Origin of the sequence: Streptomyces sp. SYP-A7185 (assembly GCF_046103685.1) — a bacterium.
GTDB lineage: Bacteria > Actinomycetota > Actinomycetes > Streptomycetales > Streptomycetaceae > Streptomyces.
The window spans coordinates 8,670,965-8,694,112 of sequence record NZ_CP122310.1; the positions used below are offsets into that span (position 1 = coordinate 8,670,965).

Below are 23,148 nucleotides of genomic sequence, written 5' to 3' on the forward strand. Positions count from 1 at the left end.
CATGCGCAGGACCACGGACACCGCAGCCCTTGGGCAGATGCTCGGCGCCGCCCTCGCCACCCGCGAACCGGTGGGTCCGCTGAGCCAACTGGTCGGCGACAAGGCCGCGTTCGGCGCCTTGGAGCCCGCCGCGCTGGATCGCCCCACCCTGATCGCCGGCGGGGCCCTGTACGGCCCCTCCAGCCCCGCTCCCACGGCCCAGGAGACCGAGGAGCTGCTGAGCCGCGCGGCGGCCCTGGAGGTGCCCCAGATCCTGGTGCCCCACGTCCGCCGCACCGACGACTCCCGTGCGCTGCGGGCCGCGGGCTTCGTGCCGTTCGCCGCCGGCTCCGAGGCCGTCGTGCGGCTGACCGGGGAGGTGGACGACATCCTGCGCGCCCGCCTGGGCGGCGGACGCCAGGGCGCCCTGCGCCGGCTGTCCGACGAGGTCTCCCGCGACCTCAGCTGGGAGCGGCTCCCCGTGAGCGGGCTCGGCGGAGCGCCCTGGGCACGGGAGGCCTTCGTCGCCCTGCACCGGCGCCAAGGCGGGGACCACACCCTGTACACCGCGCGGGCCCTCGACGCGTTGGCAACCGGTGCGCTGGCAGACCGCGCGGAGATGCTCGTGCGCCGCCGGGGCGGCGCCGTCGTCCAGGTCGCGCTCACCGTCGCGTCCCACAACGGCCGGGGGCTCTACCTCCTGACGCAGGCCATGGACCCCGCCGACCCCCTCGGGCAGGACGACCTGCGTGCGGCGGCCGTGTACGGGCTCTGTCGCGACGCCCGGCGCTCGGGGCTGCACTGGGTCCATCTCGGGGCGGGGGACACCGACGGCCCGCGCGGCCTCGGGGCCGACCTGTTCGTCCCCCTCGACCACTGGCTGCGCGGCGAAGACCTGACCGCACCGCAGGAGACCGGGCAGGAGCAGCCCCTGTCGCGCTTCGCGGCTCCGCCGGTCACCACCGTGCCGGTCCCGGGCCCGGTGCGCGGCCGCAACCAGCCGCGGTTCGACAGCATCGACCTGGCGGGCAACACCAACCCGTTCCTGGGCGCCGGGGGTCAGTACCCCCACCTCGACACCAGGGAACTCGCCCGCACCTACCTGGACACGCTCGCGAAGCTGCCCGGCCACGAGGGAACCGGCGCGCTGACACCGGAGCATCTGCTGTTCTCCAGCGGATCGGTCGACGGCGTCATGCTGCTCCTGGCGGCCCTGGCCTCGCCGGGCGAGAGCGTGTGCGTCACGCCGCCCACCTTCCCGCTCTACGCCCACTTCGCCCGCCTGCTGCGCCTGCCCCTGGTCGAGGTGCCCCTGGGCGGCGACGACCTGGCGGAGCTCGACACCGGGCGGATCCTGGCCGCCGACCCCCGGGTGATCATCCTGTGCGACCCGAACAACCCCGTGGGGACCCGACTCGACCCCGCGCAGGTGCGGGCCCTGGTCACCGGCACACGGGGCCTCGTCGTGATCGACGAGGCGTACGTGGAGTTCAGCGAGAAGCCCTCGTACGCCGCGCTGGTCGCCGAGCACGACAACCTCATCGTGCTCCGCACCCTGTCGAAGGCGTGGGGGCTGGCCGGCGCGCGCTGCGGGATCGCCCTGGCACAGCCCGGGATCATCGAGGCGCTGCGGCGCGTGCAGGTGCCCTTCGGGTTCACCGACGCCTCGCAGGCGGCCGTGCGCGACCGGCTGGGCCAGGCGCGGCGGGTGGGCGCCAGCATCCGGCACATCCGCGCCGAGCGCGACCGGATGGCCGGACTGCTGGCCCGGCACCCCGCGGTGGAGCGGGTGTTCCCCTCGGAGGCCAACTTCCTGCTGGTCCAACTCCACCAGCACGAACGGGTCATGGAGCAGCTGCACCGGGCGGGGATCGTGGTCGCCGACGTCGGGTTCCTCATCCCCGGCACCTGCCGCATCTCCGTCGGCAACCGGCGGGCGAACAGCGCGCTGCTCGCCGCGCTGTCCGCCGCCCCGTGATCCGGTCCGGTCAGGAATCGGCGACGCCGTCCGCCAACGGAAGCGGTGGGTTGGCCCCGTCCTTCATCTCGACGACCAGGAACGACAGAACGGATTCTCCGATGTTTTTCAGGTCATGGAGGTGATGGCACTCCTCACGAAAAGTGAAATGCTGGTTCTGCCCGCGGACATACGCGATCTCCCGGCTGCTGCCGTCACTCGCGTGCTGGCGGGCCAGGCCGTCGGTGAGGGCTATCCAGGAATAGTCGAGGACGTGCCGGTGGACGGGAATGCGCTCGCCCGGCTGGAGGTGGGTTTCCCATATGCGCACCGCTTCGGTCTCTTTCACCAGTGTCTGGCCCACCTGGCCGTTGTGGGCGTTCTTCTCGAAATCCAGGTGCAGCGGGGGACTCCAGCGGTCAAAGCCTTCGGCGACGATCGTGCTGGTCACAGGGGTGGCGGTGGAAGAGTTCTGGCCCACGAAGTAAATCCTTTCGGTGACGGGTGGCAGGCATCAGGTTATGGCCGCCCCAATTGGAGTGGCAAGGTCGTGCTGCACTCCTATCCTCTTCGCACGTGGGCCAAGTAGCCTGCCGTGCACCGTTATTGTCTCGCTGGGAGGCTGAAGTCCCGTGATCGTGCTCGGATACAACGGATTCACCAGGGGTGCGGAAATATTCGGACGTCTCTACGGGGCGACCGGTGTCGCTCGTAATCTCCTCGTGGGGCACGACGCCGCGGCCGCCCTGTCCATCGACGGGGAAATCGTCGCCGCCGTCGAGGAAGAACAGCTCAGCCGGGTCAAGAAAACCTCCGACTTCCCGGAGCGCGCGATCACCTGGTGCCTGGATTCCGCCGGTGTGGATCTCGAGGACGTCGACGTCTTCGCGTTCCCCTGGCGCTTCTCGCCGACCGTGGCGGAGCAGATGATCGCCGGGATAACGGACTCGGACCTGCCCGTCGCGGCGAAGTTCGACGCGCTGCGCCGCACGGGAGAGGCCTACACCGACCTGCTCAGCCGTGAGGCGGTCTACGGCGACTTCGTCCAGCGCACCGGCCACGCCCTGGACCCCAACAAGCTCGTCCTGGTCCCCCACCACCTGGCGCACCTCATGTGCGGCGCCTACCTGGCCGGCGGGGGCGACGCCGCCTTCCTGGTGAGCGACGGCCGGGCCGAGACCCTCTCCTCCGTCATGGGTGAACTGCGCGACGGCGTGGTGCGCCTCTTCGACGAGAGCACCGTCGACATGACCAGCTCACTGGGTGTGGCCTACGGCAGGATCACCCGCTATCTGGGGTTCGTGCCCAACAACGACGAGTACAAGGTCATGGGCCTGGCCGCCTACGGCCCGCCGCCCCAGCACAACCCCCTGCTCGAACACGTCGTGCGGCTGCACGAGAACGGCTCGTACACGCTCTCCATCCCCCGTGACGTCGGGGCCTATTACGCGCTGTTCGACAACCTCTTCGACGGGGACGGCGAGAAGCGCGAGGAGTTCGACTTCCGGGTCAAGGTCGCCGGTCTCGCCCAGCACATGGTCGAGGCCGTCACCGCGCACCAGATGCGGAAGCTGACCGCCGCCTCCGGCCTGGACACCCTGCTCTTCGAAGGCGGCCTGGCGCTCAACTGCGTGGCCAACACGAAGATGCTGGAGCGGTCCTCGTTCACCGGCATGGAGGTCAGCTTCGGGGCGAGCGACCCGGGCGTCGCCATCGGCGCCGCCGTGTACACCGCCGGCCTCAGAAACCGGCCCGCGGACGCGGTCACCACCCCTTACCTGGGGCCCTCCTACGACGAGCAGCAGGTCCTCGACGTCCTGGGCGAGTACGCGGACCGCGTGGACTGGGAAGAGGAGCCCGACGTCCCGGCCGTGGCCGAGCGGACGGCGGGACTGCTGGCCGGCAAGAACGTCGTGGGCTGGTTCCAGGGCCGTGCAGAGTTCGGGCCGCGCGCCCTGGGCAACCGCAGCATCCTCGCCAACCCGGCCTTCCCCGACATCAAGGACATCATCAACCTCCGGGTCAAACACCGGGAGCCGTTCCGCCCGTTCGCGCCGGTCGTCCTGGAATCCGAGGCCCCGCGCGTCTTCGAGATGGGCAAGAAGACCGCGTCCCCGTACATGACCTTCGTCTTCCCGGTGCGCGAGGAGTACCAGGAGCGGATCCCCGGGGCCTGCCACGTGGACGGCACGGCGCGGGTCCAGACGGTCGACGAGCGGCAGAACCCCGCCCTCGCGCGGCTGCTGCGCGCCTTCACGGCACGCACGGACGTGCCCTGCCTGCTCAACACCTCCTTCAACGTGGCGGGCGAGCCCATCGTCTGCTCGCCGCGGGACGCGCTGGAGTGCTTCCTCGCCACCGAGATCGACCACCTGGTCATCGACCGGTTCGTGGTCACCAAGAAGGCCCCCTGACGCACCAGGACGGCCCGCCACTTCACCAAGACGGCCCGCTGAGCGGGCGGTTCACGCCCGTTCGTACCAGCCCGTCGCCCCGCCGCCCTCCGAGGGGTCGAACGACTGGTGCAGCGCCACCAGCGCGGCCACCACGCGCGGGTCCACGGCGGAGCCGAGCGTGCGGTACTCGTCGGCCACGCCCCGGAACACCAGGTGCGCCCGGCCGGACGGGTCACGCCAGATGATCCGGCGCGGGGCGCCGAAGCCGCCGTCGCCCTCGCCCAGCAAGGAGGTGATGCCCCACACCAGGCTCAGCGGCAGACCGAGGGGCCACCACAGCGCCCACCACACCAGACGGCCCCGCGCGCCGCGCAGGGCGGGCCCGTCGACGGGCTCCACGGTCCAGCGCGTGCGGGCCAGGCGCAGGTGGGGGCGGCGCCGGAAGGTGATCCGGGCCAGCGGGGCGCCGCCGCCGTCGTCGACGCGGTAGACGGCGGCGCGTCCGCTCGCGCGGGAGCCGGCGTCCTCGGTGGTCACGCGCGCGACCGGCGCCTGACCGTCGAGAGCGAGGTGGAAGGTGCGCTCCGAGCGGGGCGTGTCCCGCTCGGGGCCGGGGCGTTCACGGACCAGTCGGCCGATCGAGCCGGCCGCCTCGTGCCGCTCGCCCGCGCCCCAGTTGACGACCACCGGCGGATTCTGTGCGTACCGCACCCGGTACGTCCTTCGGTCTTGGGTCACGCGCTGTCTCTCCCGTTCCGCGGCGGCCGTGCGGCGGCCATGATCTCAGAGGCCGTGGCCGCCCCCGACGGCAACGGGTCGCCGGGCGGGGAGAGTCGGCGTCCCGGGTGGCTGCCGTCGATTCGCAGGCCGCGTACAACCCTTGTGCCCCATCCGGTGTCGAACAGGGCGCCGGACAAGGAACGGGCCCTTTCCGGACACCCTCGCGCCTGCCCGGCCACTTTCCTCACAGGAGCCGCTCGTGCGCAAGAACCGTTCGGCCGCCCTCGCCGCGGCCTCATTCCTTCTTCTCAGCGGGGCGGGCATCGTCGCCGCGCCCTCCGCCGTCGCGGGCACCCCCGGGGGTACGCACGCCGACGACCGCAACAGTGACTTCAACGGCGACGGATACGAGGACGTGCTGGTCGGAGCCCCGGGGGCGACGGTCAGCGGCCACAAGGGCGCCGGTCTGGTCACGGTCCAGTACGGCTCCACCAGAGGCATCGACACCAGCTCCGTGGGCCGCTTCAGCCAGTCGACGGCCGGTGTCGCGGGCGCCGCGGAGGCAGGGGACAACTTCGGAAAGGCCGTCGCCACCGGTGACCTGGACGGCGACGGCTTCGACGACGCGATCGTCGGCATCCCCGGCGAGGACCTCGGCGACACGGCGGACGCCGGCGGGGTCGCGATCCTGTGGGGCTCCAAGCAGGGGCTCAGCGGTGCCGCGAGCGACTGGCTGGAGACCCAGGAGCCCACCAAGGGCGAGCAGTTCGGCCTGAGCCTGGCCGCGGCGCACCTCACCGGCGAGACTCCGGGCGACGTGCTGGCCGTACTGGACCGGGACGACCTGGAGCTCTTCGCGTACGACGCGGCGCCCCAGCCCGGGCAGGCGCCGCTGCGGCGGCAGGCGACCGAGCGGCTCGCCGCGGCGGCCGAGGAGCGCGACATCGTGCCGAAGTCCCTCACCACCGGCGACTACGACGACAACGGCTACGCCGACCTCGTCGTGTCCGGCGTGACCGTGGGTGAGGAGCCGGGGCACGGCTGGTCCGCGTACTTCTCGGGCAACGCCGACGGCCTCAGGTACGAGCACGACCTGCGCGGCGGGCCCGTGGCCGCCTCCGGCGACATCAACCACGACGGCTTCGACGACCTGGTGACCGGCGAGCCCAACTCCCCGGACGACGGCGGCGAGACGATGACCGGCGGCCTGGTGGGCGTGCGCTACGGCGACGAGAACGGCCTCAAGGAGGAGGCCAAGTGGTGGACGCAGGACAGTGCGGGCGTGCCCGGGACCGCCGAGCGCGGTGACGGCTGGGGCGGCGACCTGTCCGTGGCCGACACGAACGGCGACGGCTACGCGGACGTCGCGATCGGCGCACCGGGCGAGGACATCGGCACGGTCGCGGACGCCGGGGCGGTCTGGGTCCTGCGGGGCGCGGAGGTGGGCCTGACGTCGGCGGGCGCCAAGTCCTGGGACCAGAACTCCGCGGACATCCCCGGGGTGGCCGAGAAGGGCGACAAGTGGGGCGCGCAGGTGCGCCTGACGGACCCGAACCGCGACGGCCGCTTCGGGCTGCTGGCCGCCGCACCCGGCGAGAACGCGGGCGACGGAGTGGTCTGGGTCCTGTCGGCCGGGACGGGCGGCGTCACCGCGGCGGGCTCCTGGACGTACGGCGGTGACTCGCTGGGCACGCCCGGCACGGCGGCGGCGTTCGGCGCGGCGATCGACGAGTAGGGCCCGGTGCCCGGCGGCCCGCGGGGGTCCTCGGGCCGGGCAGTCCGGACGCGGTCGTGAGCGGCCTACATAGGATCACGGCCAGGAGCTCACGATCGCGTTCGGAGGCTGAACAGGCATGACGGAGAGTCGAGTTGTCATCGTCACGGGTGGCGGGACGGGCATCGGTGCCGCCACCGCACGGCAGCTGCGGGCGGCCGGGCACCGGGTCGTCGTCTCCGGGCGGCGCCCCGAGCCGCTGCGGCGCGTCGCCGAGGAGATTGGGGCGCTGGCCCACCCCTCCGATGCCAGTGATCCCGCGGAGGTGGCCGGCCTGGTCGCGGCGACCACACAGGCCTACGGCCGCATCGACGGGCTGGTGCTCAACGCCGGGGTCGGGCGCGGCGGAGCCGTCGGTGATCTGTCGGACGAGGACTGGGAGACCGTGCTGAGCACCAACCTCACGGGGCCCTTCCTCCTGATGCGGGCCGCGCTGCCGCAGCTGCTCGAAGCGCGCGGTTCGGTGGTCGCCGTCGCCTCGGTCGCCGCGCTGCGCAACGGCGTGGCCAACGCCGCGTACGCCACGTCCAAGGCCGCGCTCCTCCAGCTGTGTCGCTCGCTGGCCGTCGACTACGGCAAGGCCGGGCTGCGCGCCAACACCGTGTGCCCCAGCTGGGTGCGGTCCGAGATGGCCGACCGGCGGATGACCCGGTTCGCCGAGGAGGCCGGGCTGGGGGACGGCGGCGCCGACGCGGCGTACGAGGAGGCGACGCGGCTCGTCCCGGCGGGCCGGCCGGGGGAGCCGGAGGAGGTCGCCGAGGCGATCTCCTGGCTGCTTTCGCCCGCCGCCTCGTTCGTCAACGGCGCGGTGCTCACCGTCGACGGCGGTGTGACGGCGGTGGACCCCGGAACCTCCGCGTTCGCCTTCGGCATCACACCGCGCGCGTAGGAGCCGGGACGCGGAACCGAAGCCGCGCGCGGTTCGTCGTCCTGGGAGTGCCGGTGAGAGCCTCGCGGGCCGAGGGCCGCACCGCCGCGGAAGAGCCATTTGCCCGGAGGGGGACACATGAGCGTGACGCCGGTCGGCCCGCAGGTCTGCCCGGTCGGGCCGGTCGTCGACATCGTCTTCAGCCGGTGGACCACGCCCATCCTCTGGACGCTGAACGAGCACGGCCGCCTGCGCTTCGTGGAACTGCAACGCGCCGTCGCGGGCATCACGCCCAAGGTCCTGACGCAGCGACTGCGGCAGCTGGAGCGGGACGGCCTGGTGGTGCGGACGTACTACCCCGAGGTGCCGCCGCGTGTGGAGTACGAGATCAGTGAACTCGGGCGCAGTCTGGGGCCGTTGTTCGCCACGCTCGTGGAGTGGTCGGCGGACAACCTCGACAAGGTGGAGCAGGCCCGCACCCACTTCGACGCCGACGGCGGGCGTTGAGGATCTCCCGCTTGTCAGGGGTGATGGCCGGGTAACGTGTCGCGTCGACCGAGGGGTGGAAGCGACGCATGACATCGAGCACGTTCCGTATCGGCGGTGACATCGAGGTGCGCCGGATCGGGTTCGGGGCGATGCGCCTGGCGACCGAGGCCGGCGCGGCCAGGGAGGCGTCCGTCGCGGTGGCCCGGCGGGCCGTCGAGCTGGGCGTCACGCTGATCGACACGGCGTACCTGTACGGCTGGGGCGCCAACGAGGAGCTGCTGGCCGAGGCGCTGTATCCGTATCCGGACGACCTGCTCGTCGCGACCAAGGTCGCGATCCGGAAGCCGGAACCGGGCGAGGAGGCATCGGTCGACGGACGGCCGGAGTTCCTGCGCGAGCAGGTCGAACAGGCCCTGCGCAGGCTGCGGGTCGAACGCATCGGGCTGCTCCAGATGCACCGCCTCGATCCGAAGGTCCCGCTCGCCGAACAGCTGGGCGTGCTGGGGGAGTTGCAGCGCGAAGGAAGGATCGGCCACATCGGTCTGTCGGAGGTCGGCGTCGACGAGCTCGCACAGGCGCGGCGCGTCGTCGACGTGGCGAGCGTGCAGAACCGCTACAGCCTCCTCGATCGCGAGCACGAGGCCGTACTCGACGCCTGTGACGCGGCGGGCATCGCCTTCCTGCCCTGGCGGCCGGTCCACCCGGCGGCCTCGACCGCCACCGCCGAGATCGCCGCCGTCGCGGCGGAACTCGACGCGACCGCGGCGCAGGTGGCGCTGGCCTGGCTGCTCGACCGTTCGCCGGTCGTGCTGCCGATTCCCGGCACCGCCTCGCTCGGCCATCTGGCGGAGAACGTCGCCGCGGCGGAGCTCGTGCTGAGTGCCGGGCAGCGCGAGCGGCTCGACCGGATCACGCCTCCCGGCGCCGGATGAGCCGGGCCAGCGCCTGCGCCGCGGCGCTGGTGTAGGCGCTGTCGCGGCGCAGGAGGACCACCGTGCGCGCGGGCAGGGCGGGGGTGAGCGCGACGGGGTGCAGGTGGGGGTGGTCGCGGGTGAGGGCGTCGGGCAGGACCGTGGCCAGCTCCGTACGGCGGACGATCTCGGTCAGGGCGTTGATCGAGTTGGCTTCCACGGTGATGCGCGGCTGTACGCGGTGTGCGGCGAGGTAGGCGTCGATGTGGCCCCGCGTGGCGAAATCGCCGCTGAGCAGGGCCAGTTCGACGCCGTGCGCCATGTCCCGCACGGGCAAGGCGTCCTCGCGACCGATGTGGGGGTGGGCGGAGCCGACGACGAGGCCGAGGGTCTCGGTGAACAGTGCGGTGGCGGCGATGCCCGGCAGGTGGTCGGCGCTGAAGGCGATGCCGAGGTCGAGGTCGTCGGCGAGCAGCGCGGCTTCGATGCCGTCCTGGTTCATCTCGCGCACGTCGAGGCTGATCGCGGGGTGGTGCTCGTGGAAGCGGGCGACGAGCGGGCCGATCAGATAGGCGGTGAACGTCGGTGTCATCGCGAGGCGCAGATGGCCGCGGGTCAGGTCCTGTACGTCGAGGACGGCGCGCTCGGCCGCGGCGAGGTCGCGCAGGGCGCGGCGCGCGTAGGGGACGTAGGCCTCGCCCGCGTCGGTCAGGCGCACGGTGCGGCCGGAGCGGTCCAGGAGCTGTACGCCCAGTGACTTCTCCAGCTGCTTGATCTGCTGGGAGAGGGTCGGCTGCGAGATGCGCAGGTCTTCGGCGGCGCGGGTGAAGTTGCCGTGTTCGGCGACGGCGAGCAGATAGCGCAGGTGACGCAGTTCCAGGGCCATGACCTCGACCCTAACCGACTATAGATGGCATCAATGGCAGGCATGGCAACTGCGTCTTGGACGCTATAGGTCCAGCTCATGCATGGTGGATCCCGTCGGACCCGCCGGGCCCGACCCCCTGAAGGGAGTGACCATGCAGGACCTCACCGAAGGTGTCGCGCGCTTCCGGCGCGACGTCTTTCCGGCGAAGGCGGACCTCTTCACCCACCTCGCGGACCATCACCGGCCGCGGACGCTCTTCATCGGCTGTTCCGACGCCCGGGTGGTGCCGGAGCTGCTCACGCAGAGCGAACCGGGCGAGCTGTTCGTCGTCCGGACCGCGGGCAACCTCGTGCCCGCGTACACGCCGGGTGCGGACGGGGTCGCGGCCGGCATCGAGTACGCCGTCGCCGTCCTGGGCGTGTCGGACGTCGTCGTCTGCGGGCACTCCGCCTGCGGCGCGATGACCGCGCTCGCCGACGGGCACGACCTGAGCGCTCTGCCCGCCGTCGCCGACTGGCTGCGCCACGCGGACGCCGCCCGCGCCCGCGTCGGCGCCGAGGCCGGTGCACGGCGGCTGGACGCCCTCGTACGGGAGAACGTGCGCGCCCAGCTGGCGAATCTCGCCACCCACCCTTCGGTGGCCCGCGCCCTGCGCCGGGAGGCGCTCACGCTGCACGGCTGGGTCTTCGACATCCCCACGGGCACGGTCGAGCGACTCGAACCGGCCGCTCACGCCGCCTGATCACGCAGGTGGCCGCCACCACCCGAGCACGTCACCGCACCACCCCATCACCCATCACCACGTAAGGAAGTCTCCTGATGCTGCACGCCCAGTTCGACCCCGCCGCCCGCCAGGCCCTGGCCGTCACCGCCGTCGAGGCCAAGGTGCGCAAGGACCTGTCCTGGCAGCAGATCGCCGAGGTCACCGGCTACTCGGTCGCCTTCGTCACCGCCGCCGTCCTCGGCCAGCACGCCCTGCCGCAGCCGGCCGCCGAGGCCGTCGCCGAACTCCTGGAACTGGACGCCGACGCGGCGACCCTGCTCCAGACCATCCCGACGCGCGGCTCCCTGCCCGGTGCGGTCCCCACCGACCCGACGATCTACCGCTTCTACGAGATGCTCCAGGTGTACGGGACCACGCTCAAGGCCCTGGTGCACGAGGAGTTCGGCGACGGCATCATCAGCGCGATCAACTTCAAGCTCGACGTGAAGAAGGTCGCCGACCCCGAGGGCGGCGAGCGCGCCGTCATCACCCTGGACGGCAAGTACCTGCCGACCAAGCCCTTCTGAGCCGAGGTTGGGGCGGCGACCGGCCAGGGGACCTGGTGGTCTGCTCGGTCGTCGCCAACCAGCCGTCATGAGTTGATGTGTACGTCAGATACCGGGATGTTGGCGCGGCCTCTAGTCGAACTCACGTAAAGCACTGACCAGGTCTGCGCCTGCCTTCGCTCCTCGCCGCTTCAGCACGGCGGCCGTCGTGTGCAACTCGTTCCACGCATGTGGGCGCCCGATGTCGGCGGCGTCGGGGACGCTCGCCACAGCCACTGACGCGGCGTGCCCCGACTCACCGGCCCCGGCGAGTGCGTGCGCAAGGCAAGCGCGGTACCAGGTCCTGTCGCGTCGGTACTCGTCCGGCAGTGCGGCGAGCCCGACCGTGATCTGGTCCGCGGCCTCCCGCCAGTCACGCAGGTGCAGCGCAGCCATGCCACGTTGCAAGGTGAACCACGTCTCGTCGTAGAAGTACATCCACACCGGCTCGTCCTCGGGGTGCTCGGACGCCCGGCGGATGAGCCTTTGGGCCTCGTCGAGCAGACGGTGGGCGTCGTCGGCCTCACCGTCGAGTGCGTGCCCTCGGGCGGCCATCTGCGCGGCCATGCCCCGCACTCCGAGTGAAGTGCCCGGTGCTGACCAGCGGGCTGCCTCCGCCAGGCGTACGCACCTGGTTCCCCGGCCACCGGACCACGCCATGTGGGCCTTCATGCTGAGCGTCGTGGCGGCCATGTTGGCGTCTCCTGCCTCCAGCGCCCACTCGTGCGAGCGGTCGTACCAGGCAAGGGCGGCGGCAGACTGTGCCTGGTCCTGGGCCATCCATGCGAGGAACTGCGCGTGTTCGGCGGCGAGTCGTACGACGCGGTCCGTGAGCGGGCCACGCGCCCCCGCGTACAGGTCGATCACGGTGCGGAGTTGCCGGCGCATCACGTCGACGAGGGGCCGTGACCCGATGTGGTCATCCGCTCGACGGTGCTCGGCGAGCAGTCGGTCAAGCCAATCGAGGGTGGCCGCGTCGACTCGGCGGGAGCAGTCGACCACGCTCGTCACACGGGCCAAGAGATCCTCATCCGGCGCGGCTCCCGGAAGCGAAAGCCCCGGAATCGGGGTCTCTGCCCTTCCTGCCTCTGATGCTGCGGCCTGGAGTTCGGACGGAATTCCGAGCCCGGCCACAATGCGTTGCCGCACCTCCACCGAGGTGATGCGGCGGCGCACCCGCTCGATGTCTGACACGTCAGGCTGAGCGAGACCGACCCGTTCCCCGATCTTCGTCTGACTCAAGCCGGTGAGCTTGCGGTACGTGCGAAAGACGGCGCCCCAGTCCTCGCTGGTGACCGCCGCGCCTAGCTGTGGGTGAGACCACAGGTACTCGGGAGTGTCTCCCATATCTCCAATATAGGGCCGGTCCATAGGGCCATGGGGTGGGATCAACTGGTGCTCGACGTCAGCGTCTTGCCGAAGAAGGGCCCCCGCGGCCGTGGTGGACGGCCCGGGGGCATGGCCCATCAACCCAGGAGGTTGACGACATGACCCAAGCTGGCGCGGGACTTCGAGCGCCGACCCTGTCGCACGGTACGGAGGTGATGGCGTGACGGTCACGACGCACACGGCGCGGCTGCTTCCTTGGTCGACCGCCGAAGGTAAGCCCTGCTATCTCTCCAGCGACGGCAACGGCTACTTGGCCCGCATGGCGGACAATACCGAGTCCGTGCAGCTCGGCATGGCAGGTGACCTGCTCAGCCATGTTGCCGAGTTGCTCGACGACAGTGAAGCCACTGCTGATCAGCTGAGGTTCGCGCTTTCCTGCATGAGCCAGTCTCTGCGCGACACGAAGCGGATCGCAACCAGCAGGGGCACTCGGCTGCCCGTACCCGATGACGATTCTGACCCGGTCGACGCGGATGCGGACGATCGCGACGAGGGGGATGGTCCACAGCTTCCGGCTGAGGCATTCGGATGAGCGCGGGCGCGGTCTCGCGCGGCGTCTATCGCTTTGCTGAGTGGACGCTGAAAGCCGAACCGGCAGCGGCCGTGCGCCACGTCGGCAAGTGCCTCACTTGCCGGGAGCGGTGCGTCGACACAGCAGCGGCGGACGATGCCCAACTGTGGTGTCTCAAGCACGCCGGGATCACTGGGCACGGCGGCTTCGATTTGTCGGCGTACCAGCACTTCACCGCCAGCATGGCCGACCCGGCAGCGAACCCGCCACCAGCTTCGTGACCTGCCCGACGCGGCCCCGATCCGGGAAGGTGGCTAGAGCCCTGAAGGCCGCCCGCCCCGGCCACGGGTGGGCATGAACCGATCTGGGGCGTAGGACGCAGTTGACCACAGGTCAGGAGTCCGGGCGGTCGATCCGATAGAGGTAGTGGGTGCGGTCGTCGACGGGGTTGTCGGGTTCCAGCGACACGTCGGCGATCCGCCGCAGGCCTGCCTTCTCCAGGGCGCGCCAGGACGGCCGATTGCCCGTGTGCACCGGCACGAGGACCGCGGTGGCCCGCGGGTGGTCGGTCCAGGCGGCCCGGACGACCGCCTCGATCATCCGGGGGCCGAGGCCTTGGCCGACCCTGGTGGGGTCCCCGATGAGGTAGTCGAGGGACAGGGCTTCCGGGGGGATCTCCACCTGGTCGGCCAACTCGGCCAGGTCCGCGGCGTAGTCGGCGAAGCGGTAGCGCTGGACGAGGCCGACCGGTTCACCGTCGAGCAGTATGAGCAGGTCCTCCGATGCCTCCTCGCCGCGGGCCGCCGGGCCGAAGTCGCGCGCCACCGCCTCGGGGGAGGTCTCGTGGTTCCACCAGCGCGCGACGTGCGGCTGCGCGAGCCACCGGCGCAGCAAGGGAAAGTCCGGTTCGGCGAGTCGACGCCAGGTGATCATCGGGCACCTCGGGGGTGGGGGACTCGGGGTCGAACGGCGGCAGCCGGGTCCATTGTCCCGCCCGCCGCGGTCTCAACCCCCGTACGTGTCCTCGGACTCGCCGAGGACCGCGGCGAAGTCCGCGCCGAGGCGGGGGGCTTGGGACGCTTCGAGCATGGCCGTGGTGATGCGTACGGCGGTGGGTGCGGCGATGCGGAAGCGGGAGCCGGCGGCCACCCACCAACCGCGTGAGCGCAGGCCGTTGACCACGGCGGACTCGTCCCGCACCGGTACGTACACGTTCAGTCCGCTCGTCCCGTGCGCGGTGATGCCGCGCCGCGCGAGGTCCTCGACCAGGGTCTGGCGGCGCTCGGCGTAGACGCGCTCGGCCCGCCCCACCAGGGCGGTTGCCTCGGGGTCGGCCATCGTGCGCTCCACCGTCTCCTGGAGCAGGTGGCTGACCCATCCCGAGGTGAGCAGCATGCGCCCCTCGTGGCGGGCCAGGGTGGTCGCGTCGCAGGCCAGGGCCGCCCACCGCAGGTCGATGCTCAGGTGCTTGGACACCGTCCGCACCTGGGCCCACCGTTCGAGGCCGCCGGACGCCAGCGAGTGCGAGGGCGCCCCCGCGACCTCCGCGTTGTGGTCGTCTTCGATGACCAGGACGTCCGGATGGCCGCCGAGCGCGTCCAGCAGGGCGTCGCGGCGCGCCTCCGAGAAGCAGCCGCCCACCGGGTTCTGCCCGCGCGGGCTGCACACCACCGCCCGGACGCCCGCCCGCAGCGCGCCGCGCAGGGCCTCCGGCCTGATCCCCTCGTCGTCCACCGCGACCGGCACCATGCGCAGCCCCAGCGCCGGGACGAGATCGAGGAGGTGGTGGAAGCCCGGGTCCTCGACGGCCACCGCGTCGCCCGCCTTCAGCTCCGTGGAGAGCAGCCGGGCCATGCAGTCCAGGGCCCCGTGCGCGAAGGTCACCCGGCCGTCCGGCACCCCGTCCCGCGCGAACCACTGCCGGGCCAGCTCCTCCAGCCCCGCGCGCCGCGGGGACCCGCGGTGCGAACCGCCGGCGGGGACCAGCTGCTCGGGCGGCAGCAGCACCGGCATCAGCTCCGGGTCCGGATGGCCGCCCGCCAGGTCGTGCACCCCGTGGGGCACCTTCGGCGGCCGGCGGGCGCCGACCGCCGGGGCCTGCGCGACCACCGTCCCGCCGCGCCCGCGGGTCACGACGATCCCGCGCCGGCGCAGCTCCTTGTAGGCCGTCGCCACCGTCCCCGCGCTGACGCCGAGCTCGTCGGCGAGCCTGCGCACCGGAGGCAGCGCGTCGCCCGGCCGCAACCCGCCCTCGGCCACCGCCTGTTCGACCGACGAGGTAACGCCCTTGGCGGTCGCGCCCTTGATCGCATATTGTGCTGCCACGTAACTAAATATGTACCAATACAAAAGCCGGAGTCAAGTGGGAAGCCAAGGGGGAGTGGTGAGCCTCAGTCGTGGGCGGGCCGCACTGTACGCACGCATACCAGGAGGCCTCGACGGCCGCCGCATGCTCTGGATCGCCCTGATCAACAAAGTGGGCACCGGACTGTGGATGGGGGCGGCCGCCCTCTACTTCACCCTGGTCACCGGTCTGTCCGTGGCCGAGGTGGGCGTCCTCATGGGGGCGTCCGGCGCCGTGGGCATCGCGGGCGCGCCGCTCGCGGGCCACCTCGCCGACCGCTTCCCCGTCACGCGCGTCATCATCGGCTCCCAACTCCTCCAGGCCCTGGCCCTGTTGGCGCTGCTGACCACCGACACCTTCGCCCTGCTCCTGCTGTACTCGGCCGCCAACAGCCTCGCCGACCGCGGCGCCAACGTCCTCACCAAGCTGTACGCCGCCCGTATCGCGGGCCCGGACCGCACCAGGTACCAGGCCGTGCAGCGCACCGTGTCCAACGCGGGCTGGGCGATCGGCGGCCTGGCCGGTGCCCTCGCCCTGGCCGTCGGCACCGGCCACGCCTATCAGGCCCTGCTCGTCGGCAACGTCATCAGCTTCCTGGTCGCCGCGTTCCTCACCCTGCGCTGCGCGGAGCCGCCTTCCCCCTCGCGGGTGGTCACGGGCTCCACGGCGCCCGCACCGCCCGCCGCGCCGTCGAACCCCTGGCGCGACCGCCCCTATCTGCTCTTCACCGCCACCGAGGCGGCGCTCTTCCTCGACGACGCCGTGCTCCAGGTCGGCATCCCGCTGTGGATCGTGCACGCCACGGATGCCCCGCACGGCCTCGCGCCGCTCCTGATGGTCCTCAACTGCGTGCTCGTCGTGTGCTGTCAGGTCCCGCTGTCCCGTTTCGGGAGCACGGCGGAGGGGGCTCGCCGGCTCCTCGTGCCGCTCGCCGCCTGCTTCGTCGTCGGCTGCGCGGCGATGACCGTCTCGACGGCGGGTGGCACCTGGCCGGCCGTCAGCGCCCTGGTGGTCGCGGCGATCGCGTTCACCTTCGCGGAGATCCTGCACGCCGTCGCGTCCTGGGAGCTGTCCATCGCGCTGGCCCCCGACGACGCCCAGGGCGCCTACCTCGGGGTGCACGGCCTGTCCTCGTCCGCCCAGCGCAGCGGGGGACCGCTCCTGGTCACCGCCGTCATCGCCGCGGGGCCTCTGGCCTGGCCGGTGCTCGGCGCGGGCGTGATCGCGACCGTCGCCGGACAGAGCCGTCTCGTACGCGCGGGACTGGCCCGGCGGGGCGGCCCCGCGAAGGCGCCCGGCGCGCTGCCCGGCCGGGACAGCGGGCAGTGGGACAACGGGCAGCGCACCGGATCGTGAACCACGGCATACGCGGCGACGTCCCGTCCGCCACGTGGCGTGGCGGACGGACGCGGTGCTTGCCCGGGTGGGTCCTCGGCGGTGTGGACCGAGGCTCAGCGGCCGATGCGGATGCGGTGCGCCTGGTCCTGGCCCTCGGGGCCGGTGCCGGACTTGTCGACCACGAACGCCGTACCGCCCGTCACCTGCACGTGGTTGGGGTTGGCGCCGGTGGCCAGGGTCTCGACGACGGCGCCCTTGGCGGGGTCGACGACCGTGACGGTGCCGGGGGTGCGGTTGGCGACCAGGACCTTGCCCGAACGCCGGTCGGTGGCGACGGACAGGGCGCCCGCGCCGGTCGGCACGGACTTGGTCACGGTGCCCTTTTTGAGGTCGACGACCGAGAGGCCGCCGGCGGCCTGGTCGGCGGTGTAGGCGGTGCGGCCGTCCTTGGAGAGCGCGACGGAGATCGGTCCGTCACCGGTCGGGATGAGCCGGGGGCTCGCGCCCTTGCGGGTGATCTCGATGATCCGGTCGCCGTTGAGGTCGGCCGTGTAGGCCGTGCCGGTGCGGGAGTTGACGGCCAGGCCGGTCGGGCTCGAGCCCTCGACCGTGACGCGCTTCTTCTCCTTGAAGGTGCGGGTGTCGAAGGCGACGACGGTGCCGTCGCCGAAGCTGCTCGCCCATGCGGTGTTGTGCCTGGCGTCCACGACGACCTCGCGGGCGTGGTTCACGCCGGGCAGCGAGGCGAGGTGCTTGCCGGTGCGCTGGTCGTAGACGGCGACGGAGTTGTCGCGGGTGTTCGTCGTCCAGACGGTGTTGTGCTCGTCGTCGACGGCGATGCCGTACACGGCCTCGACGGCGCCGGTCTCGGCGTTGGTGACCGGAGGCGTGTAGGCGGCCTTCACCTGGAGCGTGCGCGGGTCGACCTTCAGGAGGCTGGAGTTGGTGACGGGCGGCCGGCCCACCGCGGAGGTGGCCCACAGCACGTTGTTCCGCTCGGAGTACGCGGACTGGTAGAGCCCCTTCACGAGCGGCGCGGACTCGACGGTCGAGCCGGACGCTTTGCCGGAGGCCTGGCCGGGCTGCGCGGAGGCGGTACCGGTCAGTGCCAGCGCGCTGCCGGCGGCGAGGGCCACGGCGACTGCGGCGGTACGGCGGATGCGGCAGGTGAGAGAGGTCATGCTGCGTCAATCTCCTTGACTGAGGCGCCTCCGAGAGAGGCGATCACTCGCTAACTTAGCTTAGGCTAACCTAAGTCGCACATCCTGAATCGTGTGGCGCCCGCCACATCCGACCCTAGGACCCCAGATGGAACGGCGGGGTGAACTCGGCACCACCAAAAGCCGGTTGGCCGGAAATGACGCCGTCACGGAACCGACGAGAGCGCCCTCAGGGCGACGACCGAGCCAGACGCGGAGGCCTCGATCACCCCAGCTTCCGTCGGCGGGACTCTCTTGCCCAGCGCGCGTAAGGCTTGATCATTCCGTACTGCATGAAGGTGTCCAGCCCGACTGAGGTGTCCATGTCCCACGCGTTGTTGTAGTGCGCGTTCGTGATGCTCGGGCGTTCTCGGCGTACGTCGTCCAAGCGGTTCAGCACCGACGGTTCCATCTCGTCCAGCTGGGCGAGGAACTGCCAGAACAGCGGCTTGCCCGACGCCTTCTCCAACTGCCTGGCGACACGACTGTCCTCGCCCTCCATCGACTCCACGTGGAAGAGCACAAGGACCGGTACGCGGGAGCTTCCATACTCCTTCCGCAGCACCTCCATCGCACTGGCGACACTGCCGCCTTTGAACAGCCCGTACTCCGCTGTCGAACGGGCAAGCGGATTGCCGTCCTCGCTGGACTCGCCGAATACGGGGCTCCTCGCCAGGACGGCCCAGTCCGCCATCCACGCCTCAAGAGAGCCGGTCTTGATCGCGGGGAGGCGCCGACAGTCGGCCCCGTAGATCCAGACGTCCGGCAGGCTCGAATCCAAGGCGTCTGCGATGCGTGCGCCTCGACGCACCGTTCGCCGGATCCGCTCCCCTTCAAACGGACCCCGGTAGCCCCCGGACAACACCAAGACGACCTTGGACTGCCCCTTCCTCAGACGGCTGACCCGAGCCGCCAAGCGCATCAATATCCCCACTCCCGGAGGCTAGCTGGTCAGCCTCCACGCCAACAGCGAACCCGACCACTCGCCTGCCCCGGTGACTCCCCGCAATCAGCAGCACGACCATGCGCATGCGCCTCATGAGACGTCCCCTTTAGCGCCTCAGCGACTCCGCGGTGTCCAGGAAAGGCCGACCCAGCTCCTCCGCACCGAAGTTGAGGACGAAGAGCCCGGTCGACACCCGCTCCAGGAACCCCCACTCCCAGATCGCGTCGCCGTCCACCCCGGTCCGGTCCGCCAGCAGCGCGCCGTACGAGCGCAGCAGAGCGCGGGCCGCCGCGGGGTCCCTGCCCCGCAACTCCGCGCACCAGTCACGGAGCACGACACCCAGGTCGTACGCGGGGTCGGCGAGGAACCCGTCCGGATCCACGAAGACGAAGCCCGCCTCGGCCCCGGCCCGCGGCGACACGGTCCGCAGTGCGTTGGCGGGATGCGGGTCGCCGTGCACGACGACGCAGCGGTCGGGATCGAAGGCGGCGGCGCGGCGTTCGGCGTACGTCAGCGCCAGGCTCACCACCGCCTCCGAGCAAGGCCGGCCGAGGCTCTCCCACAGCCGTGCGACCAGCTCACCGAGCGTCCGTGCCTTCTCCTGGGCCGGATCGACCCTCGGTTCCGCGGGGCGGGGCACCCGCCAGGCGCTCCGGAGCATGGCGCACAGCGTCTCCAACTGCTGTCGGGGAGCGAGGCCGAGCCGGTCCAGCGGCGGCCCGAGTGCTTCCTGGAGCGTCGCGTGCCGGTCGAGGTCGTCGGCCAGGAGCCGCACGTAGCCCTCGCCCCGCGCGCGGCGCAGGGTCCGCACCTGCGGGGCCAGGTCCGCCTGGGGAAGGGCGATCTTGAGCACCACGTCCCGGCCGCCGCGGGCGGTGGCCCGCGCCACGTAGGAGGAGGTACCACCGGTCAGCGGCGCCCCGACCCGGATCGACCAGCGCCGCTGCAGCTCCCGCACGAGTCCGGGCAACTCGGTCAGCCACCGCTCCCCGACGGCGCCCAGACCGCGGGCCTTCTGCCGTACGACGGGCTGGACTTCGACACCTGGCTCGGTCACGACGTCGATGATGGCCTCGGGTGACCGCCGGGACCGGCTCCGCCGACGCAGGAGCGCCCCAAGGCCGCGGTGGTGCTAGGGGAGTGGGCCGCCCCTGGCGGTGATCCACAGGTCGTACCACTCCTCGTGGGTCAGTTCCGGTTCGCGGTGGACGGCGTCCTTGCAGGCGAGGATGCGGTCCGGGCGGCTGGTGCCGATGACCGGGGCGATGGCGGCCGGGTGGCGTTGGAGCCACCACAGCAGGATCGTCTCCGGGGTCGTCCGCTTGCGGGCGGCGAGGTCGCTCACGAGCCGTGCGGCCGGGGTCTCGCCGCCGCCGGTGAAGCGGCCCCGGGCGAGGGCTCCCCAGGCCTGGAGCTGGATGCCGTTGGCGGCGCAGTACTCGAGGGTTCCGTGCGGGAAGCCGCTGTCGGCGGCGGCCGGCGTGTTCACGAGCACCCCGGCCTCGACCCAGTCGCGGCTCTCCAGGCTCATCTCCAGCTGGTTGGCGACCAGCGGCACGTCCAGATGCGCCCGCAGGTGCGCGATCTGCGCGGCGCTCATGTTCGACACGCCGAAGCGGCGCACCAGGCCCTGCCCGTGGAGCGAGGAGAGGGCTTTCGCGATCTCCTCCGGGCTGGTCAGCGGATCGGGCCGGTGCAGCAGCAGTACGTCGATCACGTCGGTGCGCAGCCGGGTCAGGCTCTCCTCGACGCGCTGGACGATGGTCGGCCCGCGCAGGTCGTACAGCCCGGGCCGGTCGCCCTCGGCCAGGCGGATGCCGCACTTGGTCTGCAAGGTGATGCGTTCGCGCAGCCCGGACGCCCGGGCGAGGACCTCGCCGAAGACGGCTTCCGACTTGCCGTGCCGGTAGATGTCGGCCTGGTCGAACACCGTGATGCCGGCCTCCAGCGCCGCGGCCACGGCGGCCTCGGCCGCGTCGATGTCCTCGGCGGCGTACGGGGTGGTGTCCCAGGTGCCGCCGAGCCCCATGCACCCGTACAGCACACGACCGGTGTGCACGTCGGTCCGCGATGCCATGTCTCTTCCTCCGTGTCGCTCAGTGGTGGACCCGGCCATCGTCGCTCAGGCCCGTGGTGGTCCGGCGGGTGGCCCGTCCGGGGACTCGGCGGCCAGGGACAGGAGTTGTGCCCTGCCGATGCCATCCGTGCGCGTGGCCGGGACGGTGCACGCGTACGCGCCGGCGATCGCGCCGTACCGGGCGCACCGCGCGGGCGGCTCGCCGGACAGGAGCCCGAAGAGGTAGGCCGCGGCGAAGGCGTCACCGGCGCCGTTCGAGTCCACCACCGGCGCGGGAGGCGTGGCGGGCGGCACGTGGGACAGTGCGCCGTCGACGAGGAGGAGGGCGCCCTCGGCTCCGGCCGTCGCGACGACCACCTGGGCGCGGCCCCGCGCGGCGATCCGCCGCATGATCTTCTCCGGGTCGGCCAGCGCGGCGGTCGACAGGAAGACGACGTCGGCCTCGCGGGCGAAGGCCTCGTGGTACGGCTCGGTCCCGTCCCAGTCGTGCAAATCGGTCGAGATGGTCGGCCCGGCCGCGCGCAGCACGGGCAGGGCCGCGGCACAGGGCGGGGTCAGCGAGACGTGGGCGTGCCGGCTCGCCGCCGCGAGGGCCGCGACCGTCGCCGGGGGCAGGGGTTTCGCGTCCCGTGCGCGGCTGTCGTCGTAGAGCGAGAGGCGTCGCCCGTCGGGTCCGACGAGGTTCACCGCGCGCTTGGTGCCGCCGGGCCGGCGCACCTCGGTGAGGGGGATGCCGTGCTCGCGGTGCAGCGTGCGCACCAGATCGCCCTCGTGGTCGTCGCCGATGAGGTCGATGTGGTGGGTGCGCAGGCCCAGGGCGTGCACGCCCAGTGCGAGGCAGTCGCCGGTCTGCCCCGCGCGCGTTTCGATCGCGGGCACCATGTAGCTGTCGGCGTAGGGCAGCGGCAGCTCGGGGACGTACACGATCGAGTCCACGCCCGCGCCGCCGAGGACCAGGACGTCGATCGACGGGGGCGGCGCCTGCCCCGGGCTAGTCAGAGCCCGGCTCCGGCCGTCCGGACGCGGTCGAGCCGCGGACCACCAGTTCCGGCATGAACAGGAACTCGCTGTGCGGGGCGGGCGTCCCGCCGATCTCTTCCAGGAGGGTGCGCACCGAGGCCTGGCCCATCGCCTGGACCGGCTGGCGGATGGTGGTCAGCGGGGGGTCGGTGAAGGCGATGAGCGGGGAGTCGTCGTAACCGACGACCGAGATGTCCTGCGGGACCCGCAAGTCGCGCTCCCGGGCGGCCCGGACGGCGCCGAGCGCCATCATGTCGCTGGCGCACACGAGGGCGGTGCAGCCCCGGCCGATGAGCGTGCCGGCCGCGGCCTGGCCGCCTTCCAGGGTGTAGAGGGAGTGCTCGATGAGCTGCGCGGAGTCCGCCGGCGTCATCCCGAGGGCGTCGCGCAGGCCGAGCTGGAAGCCCTCGATCTTGCGCTGGACGGGCACGAAGCGTTTGGGACCCACCGCGAGCCCGATGCGGGTGTGGCCGAGCGAGGCGAGGTGGGTGACGGCGAGCCGGGCGGCGGCGCGGTCGTCCGTGGAGACGAAGGGGGCCTGCACCTTGGGGGAGAAGCCGTTGACCAGGACGAAGGGCACGCCCTTGCCGCGCAGCACCTCGTACCGCTCCATGTCGGCGGTGGTGTCGGCGTGCAGGCCGGAGACGAAGATGATTCCGGAGACGCCGCGGTCCACCAGCATGTCGGTGAGCTCGTCCTCGGTGGAGCCGCCCGGGGTCTGGGTGGCCAGGACCGGCGTGTAGCCCTGGCGGGTCAGGGCCTGGGCGATGACCTGGGCGAGCGCGGGGAAGATCGGGTTGTCGAGCTCCGGGGTGATCAGGCCGATCAGTCCGGCACTGCTGCGCTGGCGCAACCGCGTGGGACGTTCGAAGCCGAGCATGTCCAGGGCGGCCAGGACGGATTCGCGGGTGGCCGCCGCGACACCGGGCTTGCCGTTGAGGACGCGGCTGACGGTTGCTTCGCTCACGCCCGCCTGCGCTGCGATGTCGACGAGCCGTGCGGTCATGCGGGGACTGTACCGGTGATCCGCCGGATTGCACACCAGTGGTGAAAG

23 protein-coding genes are annotated in these 23,148 nt (G+C 72.0%); 11 read left to right on the plus strand and 12 right to left on the minus strand.

The genetic code is table 11. From position 1 onward, the window contains the following. Position 1 precedes the first annotated feature (1 nt). Positions 2-1,957 carry an aminotransferase class I/II-fold pyridoxal phosphate-dependent enzyme gene (locus tag QBL25_RS38015; protein WP_409061507.1) on the plus strand — a complete coding sequence of 652 codons (1,956 nt, stop codon included), beginning with the start codon at positions 2-4 and terminating at the stop codon, positions 1,955-1,957. Positions 1,958-1,967: 10 nt separating this feature from the next. Here QBL25_RS38015 and QBL25_RS38020 read toward each other — a convergent pair whose 3' ends face one another. Continuing rightward, on the minus strand, positions 1,968-2,417 hold the full coding sequence (locus QBL25_RS38020; RefSeq protein ID WP_409061508.1) for a hypothetical protein: 450 nt from the start codon (positions 2,415-2,417) through the stop codon (positions 1,968-1,970). 151 nt (positions 2,418-2,568) lie between these two features. Between QBL25_RS38020 and QBL25_RS38025 the strand changes: the two genes are divergently transcribed. Further along, positions 2,569-4,350, plus strand: a complete 1,782-nt coding sequence (locus QBL25_RS38025; protein WP_409061509.1) for a carbamoyltransferase — start codon at positions 2,569-2,571, stop codon at positions 4,348-4,350. A gap of 51 nt (positions 4,351-4,401) precedes the next feature. On the opposite strand, the gene QBL25_RS38030 is transcribed toward QBL25_RS38025, so the two are convergent. Beyond that, the gene (locus QBL25_RS38030) at positions 4,402-5,070 is read right to left on the minus strand and encodes a hypothetical protein (RefSeq protein ID WP_409061510.1); all 669 of its coding nucleotides are present in this window, start codon (positions 5,068-5,070) and stop codon (positions 4,402-4,404) included. 241 nt (positions 5,071-5,311) lie between these two features. On the opposite strand from QBL25_RS38030, the gene QBL25_RS38035 reads away from it, so the two are divergent. From QBL25_RS38035 to QBL25_RS38050, 4 genes are all read left to right on the plus strand, one after another. Beyond that, positions 5,312-6,787 carry an esterase gene (locus QBL25_RS38035; RefSeq protein ID WP_409061511.1) on the plus strand — a complete coding sequence of 492 codons (1,476 nt, stop codon included), beginning with the start codon at positions 5,312-5,314 and terminating at the stop codon, positions 6,785-6,787. Between the two features lie 118 nt (positions 6,788-6,905). Continuing rightward, the gene (locus QBL25_RS38040; protein WP_409061512.1) at positions 6,906-7,715 is read left to right on the plus strand and encodes an SDR family NAD(P)-dependent oxidoreductase; all 810 of its coding nucleotides are present in this window, start codon (positions 6,906-6,908) and stop codon (positions 7,713-7,715) included. A gap of 117 nt (positions 7,716-7,832) precedes the next feature. Continuing rightward, positions 7,833-8,201 carry a winged helix-turn-helix transcriptional regulator gene (locus tag QBL25_RS38045; RefSeq protein ID WP_409061513.1) on the plus strand — a complete coding sequence of 123 codons (369 nt, stop codon included), beginning with the start codon at positions 7,833-7,835 and terminating at the stop codon, positions 8,199-8,201. Between the two features lie 68 nt (positions 8,202-8,269). After that, the gene (locus QBL25_RS38050) at positions 8,270-9,115 is read left to right on the plus strand and encodes an aldo/keto reductase (RefSeq protein WP_409061514.1); all 846 of its coding nucleotides are present in this window, start codon (positions 8,270-8,272) and stop codon (positions 9,113-9,115) included. Here QBL25_RS38050 and cynR read toward each other — a convergent pair. Beyond that, entirely contained in the window at positions 9,093-9,980 is an 888-nt protein-coding gene (gene cynR, locus QBL25_RS38055) for a transcriptional regulator CynR (protein WP_409061515.1), read from the minus strand. The two genes, QBL25_RS38050 and cynR, sit on opposite strands and share 23 nt — an antisense overlap. Positions 9,981-10,113: 133 nt before the next feature. On the opposite strand from cynR, the gene QBL25_RS38060 reads away from it, so the two are divergent. Both QBL25_RS38060 and cynS read left to right on the plus strand, forming a co-directional pair. Next, positions 10,114-10,704, plus strand: coding sequence for a carbonic anhydrase (locus QBL25_RS38060; RefSeq protein ID WP_409061516.1), 591 nt, complete (start codon positions 10,114-10,116; stop codon positions 10,702-10,704). Between the two features lie 77 nt (positions 10,705-10,781). Next, entirely contained in the window at positions 10,782-11,252 is a 471-nt protein-coding gene (gene cynS, locus QBL25_RS38065; RefSeq protein ID WP_409061517.1) for a cyanase, read from the plus strand. A gap of 111 nt (positions 11,253-11,363) precedes the next feature. Here the strand turns inward: cynS and QBL25_RS38070 are convergent, their stop codons facing one another. Next, positions 11,364-12,617: a helix-turn-helix domain-containing protein gene (locus tag QBL25_RS38070; RefSeq protein ID WP_409062922.1), complete on the minus strand. Its 1,254-nt coding sequence runs from the start codon at positions 12,615-12,617 to the stop codon at positions 11,364-11,366. Positions 12,618-12,819: 202 nt separating this feature from the next. On the opposite strand from QBL25_RS38070, the gene QBL25_RS38075 reads away from it, so the two are divergent. Together QBL25_RS38075 and QBL25_RS38080 are read left to right on the plus strand one after the other, a co-directional pair. Then, on the plus strand, positions 12,820-13,191 hold the full coding sequence (locus QBL25_RS38075; RefSeq protein WP_409061518.1) for a hypothetical protein: 372 nt from the start codon (positions 12,820-12,822) through the stop codon (positions 13,189-13,191). Further along, entirely contained in the window at positions 13,188-13,451 is a 264-nt protein-coding gene (locus QBL25_RS38080) for a hypothetical protein (protein WP_409061519.1), read from the plus strand. The genes QBL25_RS38075 and QBL25_RS38080 overlap by 4 nt, the downstream gene beginning before the upstream one ends. Positions 13,452-13,563: 112 nt before the next feature. Here QBL25_RS38080 and QBL25_RS38085 read toward each other — a convergent pair whose 3' ends face one another. Beyond that, on the minus strand, positions 13,564-14,103 hold the full coding sequence (locus QBL25_RS38085; RefSeq protein ID WP_409061520.1) for a GNAT family N-acetyltransferase: 540 nt from the start codon (positions 14,101-14,103) through the stop codon (positions 13,564-13,566). A 72-nt stretch (positions 14,104-14,175) separates the two neighbouring features. Beyond that, a complete protein-coding gene (locus tag QBL25_RS38090; protein ID WP_409061521.1) occupies positions 14,176-15,495 on the minus strand; it encodes an aminotransferase class I/II-fold pyridoxal phosphate-dependent enzyme in 1,320 nt (439 codons plus the stop codon). Between the two features lie 58 nt (positions 15,496-15,553). On the opposite strand from QBL25_RS38090, the gene QBL25_RS38095 reads away from it, so the two are divergent. Then, a complete protein-coding gene (locus tag QBL25_RS38095; RefSeq protein ID WP_409061522.1) occupies positions 15,554-16,870 on the plus strand; it encodes an MFS transporter in 1,317 nt (438 codons plus the stop codon). 95 nt (positions 16,871-16,965) lie between these two features. On the opposite strand, the gene QBL25_RS38100 is transcribed toward QBL25_RS38095, so the two are convergent. From QBL25_RS38100 to QBL25_RS38125, 6 genes are all read right to left on the minus strand, one after another. Further along, on the minus strand, positions 16,966-18,033 hold the full coding sequence (locus tag QBL25_RS38100; protein WP_409061523.1) for a YncE family protein: 1,068 nt from the start codon (positions 18,031-18,033) through the stop codon (positions 16,966-16,968). Between the two features lie 244 nt (positions 18,034-18,277). Next, entirely contained in the window at positions 18,278-18,985 is a 708-nt protein-coding gene (locus tag QBL25_RS38105) for a VWA domain-containing protein (protein ID WP_409061524.1), read from the minus strand. Positions 18,986-19,103: 118 nt separating this feature from the next. Beyond that, positions 19,104-20,054 (minus strand): aminoglycoside phosphotransferase family protein, encoded by a 951-nt coding sequence (locus tag QBL25_RS38110; protein WP_409061525.1) that lies wholly within the window; start codon positions 20,052-20,054, stop codon positions 19,104-19,106. A 75-nt stretch (positions 20,055-20,129) separates the two neighbouring features. Continuing rightward, a complete protein-coding gene (locus QBL25_RS38115; RefSeq protein WP_409061526.1) occupies positions 20,130-21,074 on the minus strand; it encodes an aldo/keto reductase family oxidoreductase in 945 nt (314 codons plus the stop codon). Between the two features lie 45 nt (positions 21,075-21,119). Then, a complete protein-coding gene (locus QBL25_RS38120; RefSeq protein ID WP_409062923.1) occupies positions 21,120-22,040 on the minus strand; it encodes an adenosine kinase in 921 nt (306 codons plus the stop codon). A gap of 25 nt (positions 22,041-22,065) precedes the next feature. Beyond that, entirely contained in the window at positions 22,066-23,100 is a 1,035-nt protein-coding gene (locus QBL25_RS38125; RefSeq protein WP_409061527.1) for a LacI family DNA-binding transcriptional regulator, read from the minus strand. Positions 23,101-23,148: the final 48 nt, after the last annotated feature.

Coding starts and splice junctions, on each gene's coding strand:
- QBL25_RS38045 (WP_409061513.1), top strand. CDS start 7,833: ATGAGCGTGACGCCGGTCGGCCCGCAGGTCTGCCCGGTCGGGCCGGTC.
- cynS (WP_409061517.1), top strand. CDS start 10,782: ATGCTGCACGCCCAGTTCGACCCCGCCGCCCGCCAGGCCCTGGCCGTC.
- QBL25_RS38100 (WP_409061523.1), bottom strand. CDS start 18,033: ATGACCTCTCTCACCTGCCGCATCCGCCGTACCGCCGCAGTCGCCGTG.
- QBL25_RS38085 (WP_409061520.1), bottom strand. CDS start 14,103: ATGATCACCTGGCGTCGACTCGCCGAACCGGACTTTCCCTTGCTGCGC.
- QBL25_RS38070 (WP_409062922.1), bottom strand. CDS start 12,617: ATGGGAGACACTCCCGAGTACCTGTGGTCTCACCCACAGCTAGGCGCG.
- QBL25_RS38015 (WP_409061507.1), top strand. CDS start 2: ATGCGCAGGACCACGGACACCGCAGCCCTTGGGCAGATGCTCGGCGCC.
- QBL25_RS38060 (WP_409061516.1), top strand. CDS start 10,114: ATGCAGGACCTCACCGAAGGTGTCGCGCGCTTCCGGCGCGACGTCTTT.
- QBL25_RS38125 (WP_409061527.1), bottom strand. CDS start 23,100: ATGACCGCACGGCTCGTCGACATCGCAGCGCAGGCGGGCGTGAGCGAA.
- QBL25_RS38050 (WP_409061514.1), top strand. CDS start 8,270: ATGACATCGAGCACGTTCCGTATCGGCGGTGACATCGAGGTGCGCCGG.
- cynR (WP_409061515.1), bottom strand. CDS start 9,980: ATGGCCCTGGAACTGCGTCACCTGCGCTATCTGCTCGCCGTCGCCGAA.
- QBL25_RS38040 (WP_409061512.1), top strand. CDS start 6,906: ATGACGGAGAGTCGAGTTGTCATCGTCACGGGTGGCGGGACGGGCATC.
- QBL25_RS38080 (WP_409061519.1), top strand. CDS start 13,188: ATGAGCGCGGGCGCGGTCTCGCGCGGCGTCTATCGCTTTGCTGAGTGG.
- QBL25_RS38115 (WP_409061526.1), bottom strand. CDS start 21,074: ATGGCATCGCGGACCGACGTGCACACCGGTCGTGTGCTGTACGGGTGC.